At 59.3% G+C, this 15,276-nt stretch carries 14 protein-coding genes and 3 pseudogenes; 11 read left to right on the top strand and 6 right to left on the bottom strand.

Annotated features, from left to right (window positions below; genetic code table 11):
* From SIL87_RS19960 to SIL87_RS19945, 4 genes are all read right to left on the bottom strand, one after another.
* The coding region (locus tag SIL87_RS19960) for a hypothetical protein (RefSeq protein ID WP_319615893.1) at positions 1 to 305 on the bottom strand (305 nt) is incomplete at its 3' end.
* A gap of 439 nt (positions 306 to 744) precedes the next feature.
* Positions 745 to 1,455: an IS6 family transposase gene (locus tag SIL87_RS19955; RefSeq protein ID WP_405055254.1), complete on the bottom strand. Its 711-nt coding sequence runs from the start codon at positions 1,453 to 1,455 to the stop codon at positions 745 to 747.
* A 197-nt stretch (positions 1,456 to 1,652) separates the two neighbouring features.
* Complete coding sequence (locus SIL87_RS19950) at positions 1,653 to 2,057, bottom strand: type II toxin-antitoxin system VapC family toxin (RefSeq protein ID WP_319615891.1); 405 nt, start codon at positions 2,055 to 2,057, stop codon at positions 1,653 to 1,655.
* Positions 2,058 to 2,315, bottom strand: a complete 258-nt coding sequence (locus SIL87_RS19945; protein ID WP_319615890.1) for a type II toxin-antitoxin system VapB family antitoxin — start codon at positions 2,313 to 2,315, stop codon at positions 2,058 to 2,060.
* Between the two features lie 291 nt (positions 2,316 to 2,606).
* Between SIL87_RS19945 and SIL87_RS20255 the strand changes: the two are divergent.
* From SIL87_RS20255 to SIL87_RS19925, 4 genes and pseudogenes are all read left to right on the top strand, one after another.
* Positions 2,607 to 2,723, top strand: a pseudogene (locus SIL87_RS20255) (IS1595 family transposase); the annotation flags it as partial.
* Between the two features lie 132 nt (positions 2,724 to 2,855).
* Positions 2,856 to 4,037: an IS256 family transposase gene (locus SIL87_RS19935; RefSeq protein WP_319612316.1), complete on the top strand. Its 1,182-nt coding sequence runs from the start codon at positions 2,856 to 2,858 to the stop codon at positions 4,035 to 4,037.
* A gap of 41 nt (positions 4,038 to 4,078) precedes the next feature.
* Positions 4,079 to 4,921, top strand: a pseudogene (locus SIL87_RS19930) (IS1595 family transposase); the annotation flags it as partial.
* A gap of 31 nt (positions 4,922 to 4,952) precedes the next feature.
* Positions 4,953 to 5,663, top strand: a complete 711-nt coding sequence (locus SIL87_RS19925) for an IS6 family transposase (protein WP_405055252.1) — start codon at positions 4,953 to 4,955, stop codon at positions 5,661 to 5,663.
* A gap of 57 nt (positions 5,664 to 5,720) precedes the next feature.
* On the opposite strand, the pseudogene SIL87_RS19920 reads toward SIL87_RS19925, so the two are convergent.
* Positions 5,721 to 6,317, bottom strand: a pseudogene (locus tag SIL87_RS19920) (IS6 family transposase); the annotation flags it as partial.
* Between the two features lie 42 nt (positions 6,318 to 6,359).
* Between SIL87_RS19920 and SIL87_RS19915 the strand changes: the two are divergent.
* The 5 genes from SIL87_RS19915 (at position 6,360) to SIL87_RS19895 (ending at position 11,101) form a co-directional block, all read left to right on the top strand.
* On the top strand, positions 6,360 to 7,256 hold the full coding sequence (locus SIL87_RS19915) for a RecQ family ATP-dependent DNA helicase (RefSeq protein WP_319615888.1): 897 nt from the start codon (positions 6,360 to 6,362) through the stop codon (positions 7,254 to 7,256).
* Between the two features lie 176 nt (positions 7,257 to 7,432).
* Positions 7,433 to 7,801 carry a type II RES/Xre toxin-antitoxin system antitoxin gene (gene parS / locus SIL87_RS19910; RefSeq protein WP_319615887.1) on the top strand — a complete coding sequence of 123 codons (369 nt, stop codon included), beginning with the start codon at positions 7,433 to 7,435 and terminating at the stop codon, positions 7,799 to 7,801.
* Entirely contained in the window at positions 7,798 to 8,235 is a 438-nt protein-coding gene (locus SIL87_RS19905; protein WP_319615886.1) for an RES family NAD+ phosphorylase, read from the top strand. Before parS ends, SIL87_RS19905 begins: the two co-directional genes overlap by 4 nt.
* Before the next feature lie 28 nt (positions 8,236 to 8,263).
* Entirely contained in the window at positions 8,264 to 8,623 is a 360-nt protein-coding gene (locus tag SIL87_RS19900; protein ID WP_319615885.1) for an MDR/zinc-dependent alcohol dehydrogenase-like family protein, read from the top strand.
* Between the two features lie 657 nt (positions 8,624 to 9,280).
* The gene (locus SIL87_RS19895; protein ID WP_319615884.1) at positions 9,281 to 11,101 is read left to right on the top strand and encodes an NAD(P)/FAD-dependent oxidoreductase; all 1,821 of its coding nucleotides are present in this window, start codon (positions 9,281 to 9,283) and stop codon (positions 11,099 to 11,101) included.
* A gap of 379 nt (positions 11,102 to 11,480) precedes the next feature.
* On the opposite strand, the gene SIL87_RS19890 is transcribed toward SIL87_RS19895, so the two are convergent.
* On the bottom strand, positions 11,481 to 12,653 hold the full coding sequence (locus tag SIL87_RS19890; RefSeq protein WP_319612376.1) for an IS4 family transposase: 1,173 nt from the start codon (positions 12,651 to 12,653) through the stop codon (positions 11,481 to 11,483).
* A 189-nt stretch (positions 12,654 to 12,842) separates the two neighbouring features.
* Here SIL87_RS19890 and SIL87_RS19885 point away from each other — a divergent pair, with 189 nt between their 5' ends.
* Positions 12,843 to 13,829, top strand: a complete 987-nt coding sequence (locus SIL87_RS19885; RefSeq protein WP_319615883.1) for a hypothetical protein — start codon at positions 12,843 to 12,845, stop codon at positions 13,827 to 13,829.
* 115 nt (positions 13,830 to 13,944) lie between these two features.
* Positions 13,945 to 15,126 carry an IS256 family transposase gene (locus SIL87_RS19880; protein ID WP_319612316.1) on the top strand — a complete coding sequence of 394 codons (1,182 nt, stop codon included), beginning with the start codon at positions 13,945 to 13,947 and terminating at the stop codon, positions 15,124 to 15,126.
* Positions 15,127 to 15,276: the final 150 nt, after the last annotated feature.

Here is a 15,276-nt window from a genome sequence, read left to right as displayed (position 1 = left end):
ACAGGTACAGTAAGCGGGCTTATCGTTACGGATTGCCCCAGAGCTAGAGTTGTCAGGAAAGCGTTTGCGTAACCAAAATACGTTGCTGGGATACTACTGACGGTCTCATCCGCCGGCAGTGTGAAGCTTGATATAGAATTAAGTGGAGACCCGGTGGGTAATGTTTTAACTGTTCCAGTCGCATTGATCGTGAACGTACCATAAGGCTGCGCCATCGTTCCAGCTAGAGCTGTCGATGCGCCTATGGCGCTGAGAGCAAGAACGCCTGCAAAAACTATTGCCTTCTTCATCGCATTGTCTTTCATTTTAAATCGGAAAAAAAACGCAGACCCTTATCTGCAATTGCGTAATGCAATCGCCATGCCATTTAATTTTCTCAACGAAAACAACGCGAAACTCATTACATAATATTACTATGTAAAAAAACCAGTAATATCATTTCAAAATACTATGTATTATTAAAAATTATTTCTATCAAAATTAGTGATTATCAAATAAAATATTTTTATAAATATCGTGATCTGTTTTTCAGTAATATAATTACCACTGGTTTCCAACCATACGGACACGATACATGTCGCTACCACCGGCGGGCTGGGGCCACGCACCGTCACGGCGCTGTGCCATCTGGTCGAGCATACGGCATCGCTCGGCGGCACTCTGGTCATCGCGACGGATGCCGATCAGGCCGGCGGGCATTGTCAAGTTGATCGGATGAGGCGCGATTTGACGAGATCCGATTGATCAGGCGGCCAGTTTGGCGGTGTAGTCGGCCCAGAGCGAGAATGCGTCGGCCCGGCTGTGGCGGAATGATCGGGCGGAGAGGCGATGGCGTTTCGGGCGGAACAGGGTGACGATCTGGTCGTGGGTGGCGAGAAATCTCTGGGCATGGCCGGCGGACTTGAACCGGCCCATGATCTTTTCTCGTCGCCTTGTATGGCGGTGAGAAGCTTCGATCCGATTGTTCAACCGCTTATGGGATCGATGATCGGCACTGCGGCAATCCGTGCGGAATGCGACGTCGTAGCTTCGCAGCTTGTCGGTCACCACGACGCGCGGCTGCCCCCATCGGCGCATCAGCTTGCGGAGAAATCGTCGGGCGGCATCGGCATTGGGGCGTTTCTGGACCAGGATTTCCAGCACATCACCCCGGTCATCGACGGCGCGCCAAAGCCAGCGCGGCTCACCGCCGATGGTGATTACCATTTCGTCGATGTGCCATTTATTGCCTGCCGGCGGCCGGTCGCGCCGGATCTGTGAGGCCATCTGTGGTCCGAACCGATCGACCCACACCCGGATCGTCTCGTAGCTGACCGTCACACCCCGTTCAGCCAGCAGATCTTCAACGTCCCGCAGGCTCAGGTTGAACCGGTAATAGCTCCAGACCGCATACGCGATCACCGATCGGGGAAAGCGATACCCCTTCAAAGGCAACATCAAGCTCAGGTCGATCATGCCAAATCGCTACGGACACCCGCTGCCCTCGTCAACCTGACAATGCCTCTCCCACGCTTACGATCGGCGGCCGGGGATGTTGGCGCAGGGGCAACCGGCGATGGGCGTTCGGCCTCGGCTCCCGGCCGGTCGTGATCCTGGAACCGAAGAGGCTTGAGGGCGTCCCCCACAAATCAACTTGACAATGCCGCCGCTCCCTAATTCCTGAATGCTGGCAGCGCCGGTCGCAGATCCGTATGGATAAAATCATTGCCCTTGAAAAGCAGGGGATGATCAGTCGTCACGGCGAGCGCATAGGAAAAGCAATCTCCGATGTTCAACGCGGCGCGATGTCGCCCGCGCCCGAAGCGGCGAAAGGCGTCAATCGCGATCATCGCCTGTTGCGGCGTGACACTGACGATCTCGAAGCCGCCATCGCGCAGCAGAAGCTCGAGATCTGCCCGACCGGTCTCCCCTTTGCGACCCTCGATGACGAAGGACAACTCAACCCTGGTGACTGCGGAGATCAGTCGGACCTGTGCCTCATCCAAAGCGCGGGCGAAGTCGTCCGCGTCCGGTTCTCCAAACAGGATCGCAATCAAAGCAGAGGTATCGACGACCATTCAGCGCCACATGCCGGTTTCATCATAGCCGACGATCTCATCAGGGCTGCGTGGGTCGAGGTCGGGAAGCGCCGAACAATGCCGACCGATCTCCATCAACCGGTCCGCCAGCTTTAGCGTTCCACCTCGGCGCCGAAGTTCCCGCTCCAGCCTTTCAACCAGAGCCTTGCGGATAGCATCCGTAAGCGTCTCGCCTGTCAGCGCGGCCACCTCACGGGCAAGTCGGTCAGTTTCCTTGTCTTTCAAACTCAGCGCCACTGCGCCCTCCCGGTTCTATAATTCGAACCAAGATATAGAATGAAAATTTCATCGTGTCGACGTTCGGGGCAGTCACGCGGCAGGGGCACCGAGCGGCAGAAGATCGACGACATTGAATACCACGGCGGTCTCGGCAAAGGCCAACTCGCGCTAAAAGACGCGCTGGGACATTGTCAAGTTGAAGCGAAAGCTCTGCGGATTCAGCAATTAAACTACCTGCTTACCCATCTTGATCAGCCGCATTCCGTCATGTACAAAACAGGAACATTGAGGCATGAGCGGAGGTTTTCGATGGCGCGCAATGCGGTGCAGTTACAAAAAGGGCTGAGCGAGGCCGAATTTGATCGGTTGTACGGCACCGAGGAGCAATGCCGAGCTGTCGTGATCAAGCTGCGCTGGCGCGATGGGTTGGTGGTGTAACCTGACGTCTGGAAATTCATTTTGGGTTGGGAGTTGGTGCCCTTGCCGGGGCATGCCCCGGCAAGGGCTGTTCATTCTGGTATTCCATGCAGTTGTTCACACCAACATGGAGACCGATGAATGGACGCCAAAAAGGATACGATTATCGAGGCACTTTTGGAACATCTGATCGAAAACGGCGCAGGCGATATCGCCACGGTATTTGCCAGGACCTTCGAACTCGCCATGCAGATCGAGCGCGAACGCTTCCTCCACGCCAGTCACTACGAGCGCAACCCCGATCGTCAGGGTTACGCCAATGGCTACAAGCCCAAGCGGATCGATACCCCGGCCGGGTCGATCACCGTCGATGTCCCCAAAACCGCCGGTCACGTGGGCGAACCCTTCTACCCACAGTCCCTCGAACGCGGCCGACGCTCGGTCCGCGCCGTCATGGTCGCCGTCGCCGAAATGTACATCAAAGGCGTCTCCACCCGCGACGTCGAGGCCGTCATGCGCGAATTCGGCATCGAAAGCCTCTCCTCCGCTCAGGTCAGCCGCGCCAGCAAGCTGCTCGATGACGAACTCGCCGCCTGGCGCACCCGACCCCTCGCCGAGATCCGCTACCTCATCCTCGACGCCAGATATGAAAAAATGCGCGATAATGGCGTCGTCCGCGATGCCGCCGTGCTCTCGGCCATCGGCATCGGACCCGATGAACGCCGCCGTGTCCTCGGCGTCTCGGTCGCCCTTTCCGAGGCCGAAGTCCATTGGCGTGCCTTCCTCGAAAGCCTCCATCAGCGTGGCCTGCGAGGCGTCGAATTCATCGTCTCCGATGACCATGCCGGATTGCACGCCGCACGCCGCGCCGTCTTCGGCGCCGCACACTGGCAACGATGCCAGTTCCACCTCGCCCAAAACGCCATCCACCACGCCCCCAACCACGCCATCCGCAAACGCATCGGCGCAGAACTCCGGACCGTCTGGAACGCAAATTCCCTCGCCGCTGCCCAGATCGCTCTCACAACCCTCGTCAATGCCTATCGCGACACCGCACCAAAGCTCGCCGATTGGCTCGAACGAAATATCCCCGAAGGCCTCACCGTCTTCACACTGCCAGAACCCCACCAGCGCCGGCTTCGCACTTCCAACCCCATGGAACGCGGCATCCAGCAGGAACTCAAACGCCGCACCACCAAAATCAGGGTCTTCCCCAACGAAGCCTCCCTCGAACGCCTCGTCAGCGCCGTCCTCGTCGAAATCGATGAAAAATGGGCCGCCGACACCAAGGGCTACATCAAGTGGGACTACCAGGATGCCTGACCCCCGCTCGCCCTATTTTCCAGACATCAGGTTGCTCAATCGATGGGTTTTCCTGCCCGATCTGCGGCGGGACAACCTACAGTGAAGTCAAGACGCGCGACTTGTTCCAATGCAGCACCTGCCGTCGCCAGACCTCACCGATCGCGGGGACGATTTTCGCGTCGACCAAGCTGCCACTGCGCACGTGGTTTCGGGCGATGTATCATCTGACGCAGAGCAAACAGGGCATATCCTCGATCGAACTGGGGCGGCGCCTCGGTGTACGCCAGACCACGGCGTGGATGCTCAAGCACAAGATCCAGCAGGCGATGATGGAGCGCGACGGGCGCAAGCGCCTGAAGGGGCGGGTTGAAATCGACGACGCGGTCCTGGGCGGTGAGCGTTCGGGCGGCAAGCGTGGACGCGGGGCACCGGGCAAGACGCCGTTTGTCGCCGCGGTCGAAACCACCGATGACGGCAAGCCAGCACGCTTGAAACTGCGCCGCGTGGCCGGGTTCACCGGCCAGGCGATTTCACGATTTGCATTGAACAGCCTCGATCCGTCCTGCACCGTGGTCAGTGATGGGCTTGCCTGTTTTCATCGCGTGACCGATGCCGGATGCCAGCATCAGCCGACCCTGACGGGCAGTGGCCCCGCGGCCGTTCGCAACCCCGCCTTCAAATGGGTCAATACCGCGCTCGGCAATATCAAATCCGCAATCAACGGTACCTACCGGGCAATCAGCACCAAACACGTGCCGCGATATCTCGCCGAGTTCGAGTACCGCTTCAACCGCAGATACGACCTCGCCAGCATGATCCCCCGACTCGGCTACGCTATCGTCACGGCGCCGCCTATGCCGTATCGCTTGTTGAAATTGGCTGAGACGGCATTGTCAGGTTGACGAGGGCAGCGGGTGTCCGTAGCGATTTGGCATGATCGACCTGAGCTTGATGTTGCCTTTGAAGGGGTATCGCTTTCCCCGATCGGTGATCGCGTATGCGGTCTGGAGCTATTACCGGTTCAACCTGAGCCTGCGGGACGTTGAAGATCTGCTGGCTGAACGGGGTGTGACGGTCAGCTACGAGACGATCCGGGTGTGGGTCGATCGGTTCGGACCACAGATGGCCTCACAGATCCGGCGCGACCGGCCGCCGGCAGGCAATAAATGGCACATCGACGAAATGGTAATCACCATCGGCGGTGAGCCGCGCTGGCTTTGGCGCGCCGTCGATGACCGGGGTGATGTGCTGGAAATCCTGGTCCAGAAACGCCCCAATGCCGATGCCGCCCGACGATTTCTCCGCAAGCTGATGCGCCGATGGGGGCAGCCGCGCGTCGTGGTGACCGACAAGCTGCGGAGCTACGACGTCGCACTCCGCACGGATTGCCGCAGTGCCGATCATCGATCCCATAAGCGGTTGAACAATCGGATCGAAGCTTCTCACCGCCATACAAGGCGACGAGAAAAGATCATGGGCCGGTTCAAGTCCGCCGGCCATGCCCAGAGATTTCTCGCCACCCACGACCAGATCGTCATCCTGTTCCGCCCGAAACGCCATCGCCTCTCCGCCCGATCATTCCGCCACAGCCGGGCCGACGCATTCTCGCTCTGGGCCGACTACACCGCCAAACTGGCCGCCTGATCAATCGGATCTCGTCAAATCGCGCCTCATCCGATCAACTTGACAATGCCTGACGATCTGGTCGTGGGTGGCGAGAAATCTCTGGGCATGGCCGGCGGACTTGAACCGGCCCATGATCTTTTCTCGTCGCCTTGTATGGCGGTGAGAAGCTTCGATCCGATTGTTCAACCGCTTATGGGATCGATGATCGGCACTGCGGCAATCCGTGCGGAGTGCGACGTCGTAGCTCCGCAGCTTGTCGGTCACCACGACGCGCGGCTGCCCCCATCGGCGCATCAGCTTGCGGAGAAATCGTCGGGCGGCATCGGCATTGGGGCGTTTCTGGACCAGGATTTCCAGCACATCACCCCGGTCATCGACGGCGCGCCAAAGCCAGCGCGGCTCACCGCCGATGGTGATTACCATTTCGTCGATGTGCCATTTATTGCCTGCCGGCGGCCGGTCGCGCCGGATCTGTGAGGCCATCTGTGGTCCGAACCGATCGACCCACACCCGGATCGTCTCGTAGCTGACCGTCACACCCCGTTCAGCCAGCAGATCTTCAACGTCCCGCAGGCTCAGGTTGAACCGGTAATAGCTCCAGACCGCATACGCGATCACCGATCGGGGAAAGCGATACCCCTTCAAAGGCAACATCAAGCTCAGGTCGATCATGCCAAATCGCTACGGACACCCGCTGCCCTCGTCAACCTGACAATGCCTGCCGAGACGCTTCTGCTCTACGGCATGCAAGATCTGGTGCTGCGACGATCGATGATCGACGAGAGCCAGTCCCCGATCGAGGTCAAGCGGATCGAGCGGGCGAAGCTGGAGGCGTTGCTCGGGGTTTGCGAGACGGCGTCATGTCGCCGTCAGGCGATACTGGCGCATTTCGGGGAGCGGATGGCCGAACCCTGCGGCAATTGCGATACTTGCCTAGCACCGGTCGAGACCTGGGACGGCACCGTGGCGGCACAGAAGGCGATGTCGGCGGTGTTTCGAACCAATCAGCGTTTCGGGGTGGGGCATCTGATCGACATTCTGCTCGGTGCGAATACCGAGAAGATGCGCCGGTTCGGGCATAGCCGGCTGCCGACCTTCGGCGTGGGCAAGGAGTTCGGCAAGCCGGTCTGGAGTTCGGTCTTTCGCCAGTTGATCGTCCAGGGAGCGGTCGAGATCGACCATGATCATTTCGGGGCGATCAAGCTGACCGCGTTGGGCCGCGATATCCTGCACGGCAAGGCGGCGATTTCCTTCCGGCGCGACCGGGCGACCCGAACGGCAACGGCCGCTGTTGCGAAGAAGAGCGAGCGGATCGAGCTGGGCAAACGCGACGCCCAGCTGTTCGCGATGTTGAAGGCCGAACGCACCTATCTCGCGAAAAGCCAGAACGTGCCGCCCTACGTGATTTTTCAGGATGACACGTTCGCCGCGATCGCCGTTGCGCATCCGCATAGTCTGGCCGAGCTGGAAAGGATACCCGGGATCGACAGGACGAAGATCGACCGGTACGGAATGGCGATCCTCGATGTCATCGCAGCATTCGAACGCCCCGATGATGCCGATGAGACTACCGACGGCGATGACCAAGGCGCGATCGATCCAGATTCCTGAGCCGCATGAGTATCCGCTTTGGGGCATTATCTGATGGTGAGTCCCCTCTCGCGTTCGGCGCGGCAGCAACCAGAGCATAGGATCCCGCAGCCAGCGCGGCCACCGACGCTTGTCGATTGGCGATATGCCGATATATAAAAGGCGTATCGCCAGGAGTTTGTGCCGTGAACATAGCCATGACAGGTCTCGAAGCGGTCCGCGAAATCAGGAGCGGTCTGCCTGTCGAGCGCGTCGACGAAGCGATCCGCGACGGGCTTTTGACCGCGGTTGAAGTTGATCAGATTGCGGTCCCTCGCAAGACACTGGCGCATCGCCGTCAAATCGGCCGCCTGTCTGTCGAGCAATCGGATCGTTTTGCCCGGTTGCTACGGATGATCGCGACGGCTGAGGATGTCTTTGGAACCCGCCAAAAGGCGGCACAGTGGCTGAGGCGCCCGACGACCGTTCTCGACGGTCAGGCTCCGTTACAGTTGCTCGATACCGACGCCGGCGCAAGAGAGGTCGAATCGCTTTTGATCCGGATTTCCCACGGGATTGCCGCTTGATCGAGGCGTGGCGGATTACGAAGCGGCGCTACGCGGACTTGACGGGCTCAGGGGCCAAAATGGCAGGTGGCCGCTGGAACTCGCGGGGGTTCGCCGTGGTGTACTGCGCAGATCATCCTGCTCTGGCCGCACTTGAAGTCAGGGTTCACCTCGATCTGCCTCCTGAACTTTTGCCCGACGACTTCGTGCTGATGAAACTCGAACTGCCGTATGAGCCGCCGGAAGCGGTCAAGACGATCCCGACCGACCCCAGCGCCTGCGGCGACGGTTGGATAATCCAGGCACGAACCGCTGTGCTGCGGGTGCCGTCGATTCTTGTTCCGGATGCGTTCAATTATCTCCTGAACCCCGCCCATCCGGCTGCAGCAGAGGCCAGACTGATCGACATCAAGCCATTCTCCTTCGACGCGAGACTGTGGGGCACACAGACGTGACGAAAGCGCCGATACCGCGATCGAGGCCGTGGGCATTCCGACCACTTTCGAGCTTTGCGGGAACCTCGTGGCACCGGGCGGCATGATTGCAAATATAGGCGTGCACGGCACCAAGGTCGATCTGCATCGGGAACGATTATGGGATCGCAACGTGATGATCACAACCAAGCTGGTCGACACCGTCAGCACGCCGATGCTGCTCAACGTACTGCGCGCCAACAAGCTCGATCCCAAGCGCCTCATCACACATCATTTCGCACTCGAGCAGATCATCGATGCGTATGAAACCTTCGGCCACGCCGCCAAATCGCGCGCGTTGAAGGTCATCATTACGGCGGGAGCCCTACCCGGCTTTGCGCATGACAACCAAAAAGGACCAATGCCATGATCGGCTCTTCACCTTCACTCGATTGCCCCAAAGCCGGTGGAGAACAGCAAGAACGACGATGCAATCGAACGTGATTTAAGGAAAACTCACATCAGCGCATCGCCGCGTATGATCGGTTTTCTGTCCATGGTTGAGCCCCGCCCCCCTCGGGGTTCAACGGCGGACTGTGCGGGGGATGGGCGCCATTTTCACATTTTGCGGCAGGCCAACTCCGCGATCCTCGTTTGGCTTGCGATACACAAAAAAATAGCGGCACTCTCGTGCCGCCAAGTTTAGGGAGGAAACGTCCAAAAACAGCCAGGCGACAAAATCGCCGCTGCTGGATAATGAGATAGAACGGATCATGAGGTGGGGGAAGATAAATTTGTGCAATGCAGCAATTTGTGAACGGGATGAGTGCCGGATGGATCGGAATCAGGCATGATCTGCTACCTGCATCGGATGATAGCGACGATGACTCGCCTGGATTATGTCGTATCTCGCTAATCCTGCAGCCGGTATCAACGAGCCCTGAAGATGGTTACCGGTCGCAAACCTCTTCATGATGCCGTAACAGCCGTTCGCCGAACTGCTTGCCTCGTTCACCAAGACCACCAAAATCCTCTCCGACCCCGCTGACGAACGCGGCGCAACAAACTCCAGGAGGAAACACCAACCATGAACGATATGACGATCAACAAGCCGATCGCTACCGCTTCGCAGAAGGCGGTCGAAGCTTGGCTCGACAGATTCAATAGAGCCCTGAATGCCGGCGACACCGAAGCTGCGGCCTGTCTCTTTGCGCCAGTCAGCTTCTGGCGTGATCTGGTCGCCTTCACCTGGAACATCAAGACTGTCGAGAACCCTGATGGCGTTCACGACATGCTGGACGCGACACTCGATAATGTCCGCCCGGTCACCTTCACCCTTGCCGAGCCACCTACGGAATCTGGCGACGTCATCGAGGCGTGGCTCATCTTTGAAACCAGGCTCGGCCGCGGCGAGGGTCTCCTGCGCCTTCGGGAGGGAAAGGCCTGGACCCTTCTCACCACCCTCGCCGAACTCAAAGGTCACGAGGAACCCAAGGGCTTCCGTCGGCCGATGGGGGCGGAGCACGGTGTCAGGCGAGGTCGCCAGAGCTGGCAGGAAAAGCGCGACGAGGAAACCCGCAAGCTCGGTTACGAAACCCAACCCTACGTCCTCGTCGTGGGTGGCGGGCAGGGCGGTATCGCCCTTGGCGCGCGGCTGCGCCAGCTCGGCGTGCCCACCATCGTGATCGACAAGCACGACCGTCCCGGTGACCAGTGGCGCAAGCGTTATAAGTCACTCTGCCTGCACGATCCGGTTTGGTACGACCATCTGCCGTATATCGATTTCCCGGCCAACTGGCCGGTCTTTTCTCCGAAGGACAAAATCGGCGACTGGCTGGAAATGTATACAGAGGTGATGGAGATCAATTACTGGACTAAAACCACCGCCAAGAGTACCGCCTTTGACGAGCAAAGTGGCACGTGGCGCGTCGTCGTTGATCGCGACGGTGCGGAAATCGAACTCCGTCCGACCCAGCTTGTCCTCGCCACCGGGATGTCAGGCAAACCTAATATTCCCCAATTCAAGGGCATGAATCGCTTCCGCGGTGAGCAGCACCATAGCTCGCAGCATCCAGGACCGGATGCCTATGTGGGCAAGAGGGTCGTCGTCATCGGCTCCAACAACTCGGCGCACGACATCTGCGCCGCCCTCTGGGAGCACGACGCGGATGTCACGATGGTTCAACGCTCCAGCACCCATATCGTCCGCTCGGAGTCGCTGATGGAGGTTGGCCTCGGCGATCTTTATTCCGAGCGCGCGGTTGCCAATGGTGTGACGACCCGCAAGGCCGATATGATCTTTGCTTCGCTGCCCTACCGAATCCTGCATGAGTTCCAGATCCCGGTCTACGCCAAGATCCGCGAGAGGGACGCCGACTTCTACGCTGCCCTCGAAAAGGCCGGTTTCCTGCTGGATTTCGGCACCGACGATTCCGGCCTGTTCATGAAATATCTGCGTCGGGGCTCAGGCTATTATATTGATGTCGGCGCATGCGATCTGGTGATCGACGGTAGTATCAAGCTCAAAAGCGGCGTTGAGATCGACGAGATCACCGAGACCGGCGTGAAACTGGCCGATGGTGATGAACTCCCGGTCGACCTCATCGTCTACGCAACCGGCTACGGCTCGATGAACGGCTGGGCCGCCAATCTGATCAGCAAGGATGTTGCCGATAAAGTAGGTAAGGTTTGGGGTCTCGGTTCCGGTACGCCGAAGGATCCCGGACCCTGGGAGGGCGAAGAGCGCAACATGTGGAAGCCGACGCAGCAGGAAAACCTTTGGTTCCACGGAGGGAACCTCCACCAGTCACGCCATTACTCACTCTATCTCGCCCTCCAGCTGAAAGCACGGCAGGTCGGCATCCCCACACCCGTCTACGGCCTGCAAGAGGTGCATCATCTTTCATAACGTGGGCCTGCGTACTGGCGGGTCATCTCCGCCCGGAGCCTGCAATTCCCACAGAGGAAACGTATCTCATCCGGTCGATTCGCCTGGGCTCCGGGTGGAACTGCTCATAAGTGCGCGGCTGGGGGCTGACGGGTATACCGGGTGATAACGGATAAAGATCATCATGGGGACTGAGCGTCGACACTGCGGGCGAGACGAGAAGGATCTGCGGATTGTCGTGACGGGCAAGGTGCCGGGTACGATGTTTGTAAGGATCGCAGCGCGGCACGAAATTTCGAGAGGGCAGTCGAATGGTCGCCTCTTATAAATGGCAATTCAAGTCCAAGTTCCGCGCGAATGCTTATGGTTGGAATGGGTCGCGCCCTCACTCATCCCCTCATTACGTAGCCGGCATGGAATTGCCGAATATGCCGCTGCTGCGCAGCATTTCCGTGAACCGCCGCATCAGGGGCAGTAGCCGGTGCTTCGGCATGTTCGGGATCAATTCATAGAGCATGCACCCCTGACGGAACAACGAGTGTGAGCGGGTCTTCGAAGTGTTGGACTTGAGCTGTCGATCCATTCCCAGGCTCTCGCCTGCCGTCCCGAGCATGGTCAGCAGCGCCATCGCAAACGCGCTGATGAGCAGCAGCCGATCGCGCCGCTCTGGTTCGGCGATGCGGATCTCAGCCATCCCCATCCCAAAACGCAAATCCTTGACGTCCCTGAAGCTGGGTTCGATCGTCCAGCGCCGGGAATATTGCTTGATCAATGTCCCTGCAGACGCCACGGCGTCACTGCTCGCCAGGCACCACGGCTCCTTCATGTCACGCGCATGTACGCACACCACGGCACCGACCTGATAGGCGTGCGAGGCGGTGACGCGCGCACCACGCAGTTTGCGCGCCCGGCCCGATTTGCCGACCCAGTCCGCCGCGGTTCGCGTCTCGCCTGCGGCATCGGTGACATGGATGTTGCCGCGGAAGCGAATGATATAGGCAAAGCCAAGCTCCGTAAGATACGCGAACAGCTTGTGGTCACCGAAGCCGCGGTCGGCCAGGATGGTCACGCGGCAGCCGGGCGGGACAACCTCCGACAGGCGGCGCAGGCAAGTATCCTCGATGGCGTTGCGCTGATCTTTCAATTCCTCTTTCCACATCGACAGCCACAACAGAGGCATCGCCCGGCCATGCTTGCTCACCAGGTTGAGCGCCAACGTTGCCTGATCGTCGCCGTCGAAATCCGTCCAGTCCATGGCAACGACGATGTCGGTCTGCGAACCCACCAGATGCGGTACCCAACGGGCGAAGCTTTCCCAGACGTCGATACTCTCGTTACTGAGCATGCGATCAACCTGCTTGATCGCGTGCTTGGTCACCAGCCCGCGCGCCTGTGCCAACGCCTGACCGATCATCGCGACGGCGAGCGACGCGCCGGTCATCACGCCCAGTGTCGCAGCAGACAGGGAGTCAACGCGTTTGGCGTGGAGATCGTGGGCATACAACTCGTCAATGAATGCGCGGATGTCCTTCAACCGCCCACCATCACGCTTTTTCGATGCTGCAATTCCCATGATCCACCCTCATCCATGCATTCCAACGCTTGGTAGAGAATCGCAGCGAATCGGCGCAATACCTGGACCTATGGAAAATGGGGGGATTCCTGAGGGTCGCGCCTTGCGGTCGACCGGCTCAGGGCAGCCGTCGCCGAAATCAGGTCGGTCGTAAAGACAGATCCCCTTCTGGCTGGCGAAGGCGTCATATTGCTCGCGGAGCGCATCTGGCCATCGCTCCAAAGCATCGATAGCTCGTCCGGGGCACTCGGCTCGGCGGTATCGCGCACCCTGGACGACCTGATTCCAATCCTGATCGCTGCCCCAGCAAAACCCACTGCGCGAGGTAAATGGCTATCGCGCTTGTTCGAAGCCGTTCAGGAGGATGGCGTTGATTTCCTGTCGCCGCTCGAGGAGCGGTGGGGCGAAATTGCCCAATATCCCAAATTGATGGAAGAATATGTAGACCTGTTGGTCGGAACCGTGCGCCTCGCTTGGGCCGACCATGCAACCTTTTCCTATGTCAGCGGCACATCGATCTGCCTGTCCTGCTTACTGGAACTCGGTCGATACGAGGAACTCCAGGAACTTCTTGCCATCCGGAGGATAAAATTCTGGCCATGGCATCGGTTCGGGGCCGACGCCTTGGTCCGTCAAGGGCTATGGGAAGGCGCGATTGCCTATGCCGAAGCCGCCCGAGATCAGACGAATTCGAATTTCTCCGACCCGTCCATAGATCGGTTTTGTGAAACCGTTCTGATCAAGAACGGGCGGTCCGACGAAGCCTATCGGCGTTACGGCCTTAAAACCGCCCGAGGGACGACGAACCTCGCGGTCTACCGGTCGTTGCTCCGCCAATATCCGGACCGGGATCGGCGTCAGATGTTACTGGATCTGATCGATGCTCGCGGCGATAAGCCGAAATGGTTCGCCGCTGCGAAGGATGCTGGATTTTTTGATATCGCCCTTGAGTGCGCGTCAATGTCTGGTGCTGACCCATCGACGTTGGTGCGCGCCGCACGGGATTTTCAGAAAAAGGAACCCAAATTTGCCGCCATGGTTGCCTGGTTCGCTCTCTCCAGTTTGCTCTCCGGCGGTGGGTATGATCCCGTGCCGGCCGATGCGGCGGATGCGGTGACCTATCTTTGGGCTGCCGCTCTTGAAATTAGGGCACTCGGTTGGGGTGGTGTAACCTGACGTCTGGAAATTCATTTTGGGTTGGGAGTTGGTGCCCTTGCCGGGGCATGCCCCGGCAAGGGCTGTTCATTCTGGTATTCCATGCAGTTGTTCACACCAACATGGAGACCGATGAATGGACGCCAAAAAGGATACGATTATCGAGGCACTTTTGGAACATCTGATCGAAAACGGCGCAGGCGATATCGCCACGGTATTTGCCAGGACCTTCGAACTCGCCATGCAGATCGAGCGCGAACGCTTCCTCCACGCCAGTCACTACGAGCGCAACCCCGATCGTCAGGGTTACGCCAATGGCTACAAGCCCAAGCGGATCGATACCCCGGCCGGGTCGATCACCGTCGATGTCCCCAAAACCGCCGGTCACGTGGGCGAACCCTTCTACCCACAGTCCCTCGAACGCGGCCGACGCTCGGTCCGCGCCGTCATGGTCGCCGTCGCCGAAATGTACATCAAAGGCGTCTCCACCCGCGACGTCGAGGCCGTCATGCGCGAATTCGGCATCGAAAGCCTCTCCTCCGCTCAGGTCAGCCGCGCCAGCAAGCTGCTCGATGACGAACTCGCCGCCTGGCGCACCCGACCCCTCGCCGAGATCCGCTACCTCATCCTCGACGCCAGATATGAAAAAATGCGCGATAATGGCGTCGTCCGCGATGCCGCCGTGCTCTCGGCCATCGGCATCGGACCCGATGAACGCCGCCGTGTCCTCGGCGTCTCGGTCGCCCTTTCCGAGGCCGAAGTCCATTGGCGTGCCTTCCTCGAAAGCCTCCATCAGCGTGGCCTGCGAGGCGTCGAATTCATCGTCTCCGATGACCATGCCGGATTGCACGCCGCACGCCGCGCCGTCTTCGGCGCCGCACACTGGCAACGATGCCAGTTCCACCTCGCCCAAAACGCCATCCACCACGCCCCCAACCACGCCATCCGCAAACGCATCGGCGCAGAACTCCGGACCGTCTGGAACGCAAATTCCCTCGCCGCTGCCCAGATCGCTCTCACAACCCTCGTCAATGCCTATCGCGACACCGCACCAAAGCTCGCCGATTGGCTCGAACGAAATATCCCCGAAGGCCTCACCGTCTTCACACTGCCAGAACCCCACCAGCGCCGGCTTCGCACTTCCAACCCCATGGAACGCGGCATCCAGCAGGAACTCAAACGCCGCACCACCAAAATCAGGGTCTTCCCCAACGAAGCCTCCCTCGAACGCCTCGTCAGCGCCGTCCTCGTCGAAATCGATGAAAAATGGGCCGCCGACACCAAGGGCTACATCAAGTGGGACTACCAGGATGCCTGACCCCCGCTCGCCCTATTTTCCAGACATCAGGTTGCTCAATCTCGGTTGGGCGGAAGAGGAACTGGGCAAGCTGATAAGCCGGAGCTGCGCGCCTGGCAGGGAGATGTTTCAGCGCGTCATGAAGACGGCAATCGATCAACGGAAGCAAAC

The organism is Acidiphilium acidophilum (genome assembly GCF_033842475.1).
GTDB lineage: Bacteria > Pseudomonadota > Alphaproteobacteria > Acetobacterales > Acetobacteraceae > Acidiphilium > Acidiphilium acidophilum.
Note: the sequence above shows the minus strand (reverse complement) of the source record. Positions and strands in the feature narration are given on the sequence as shown.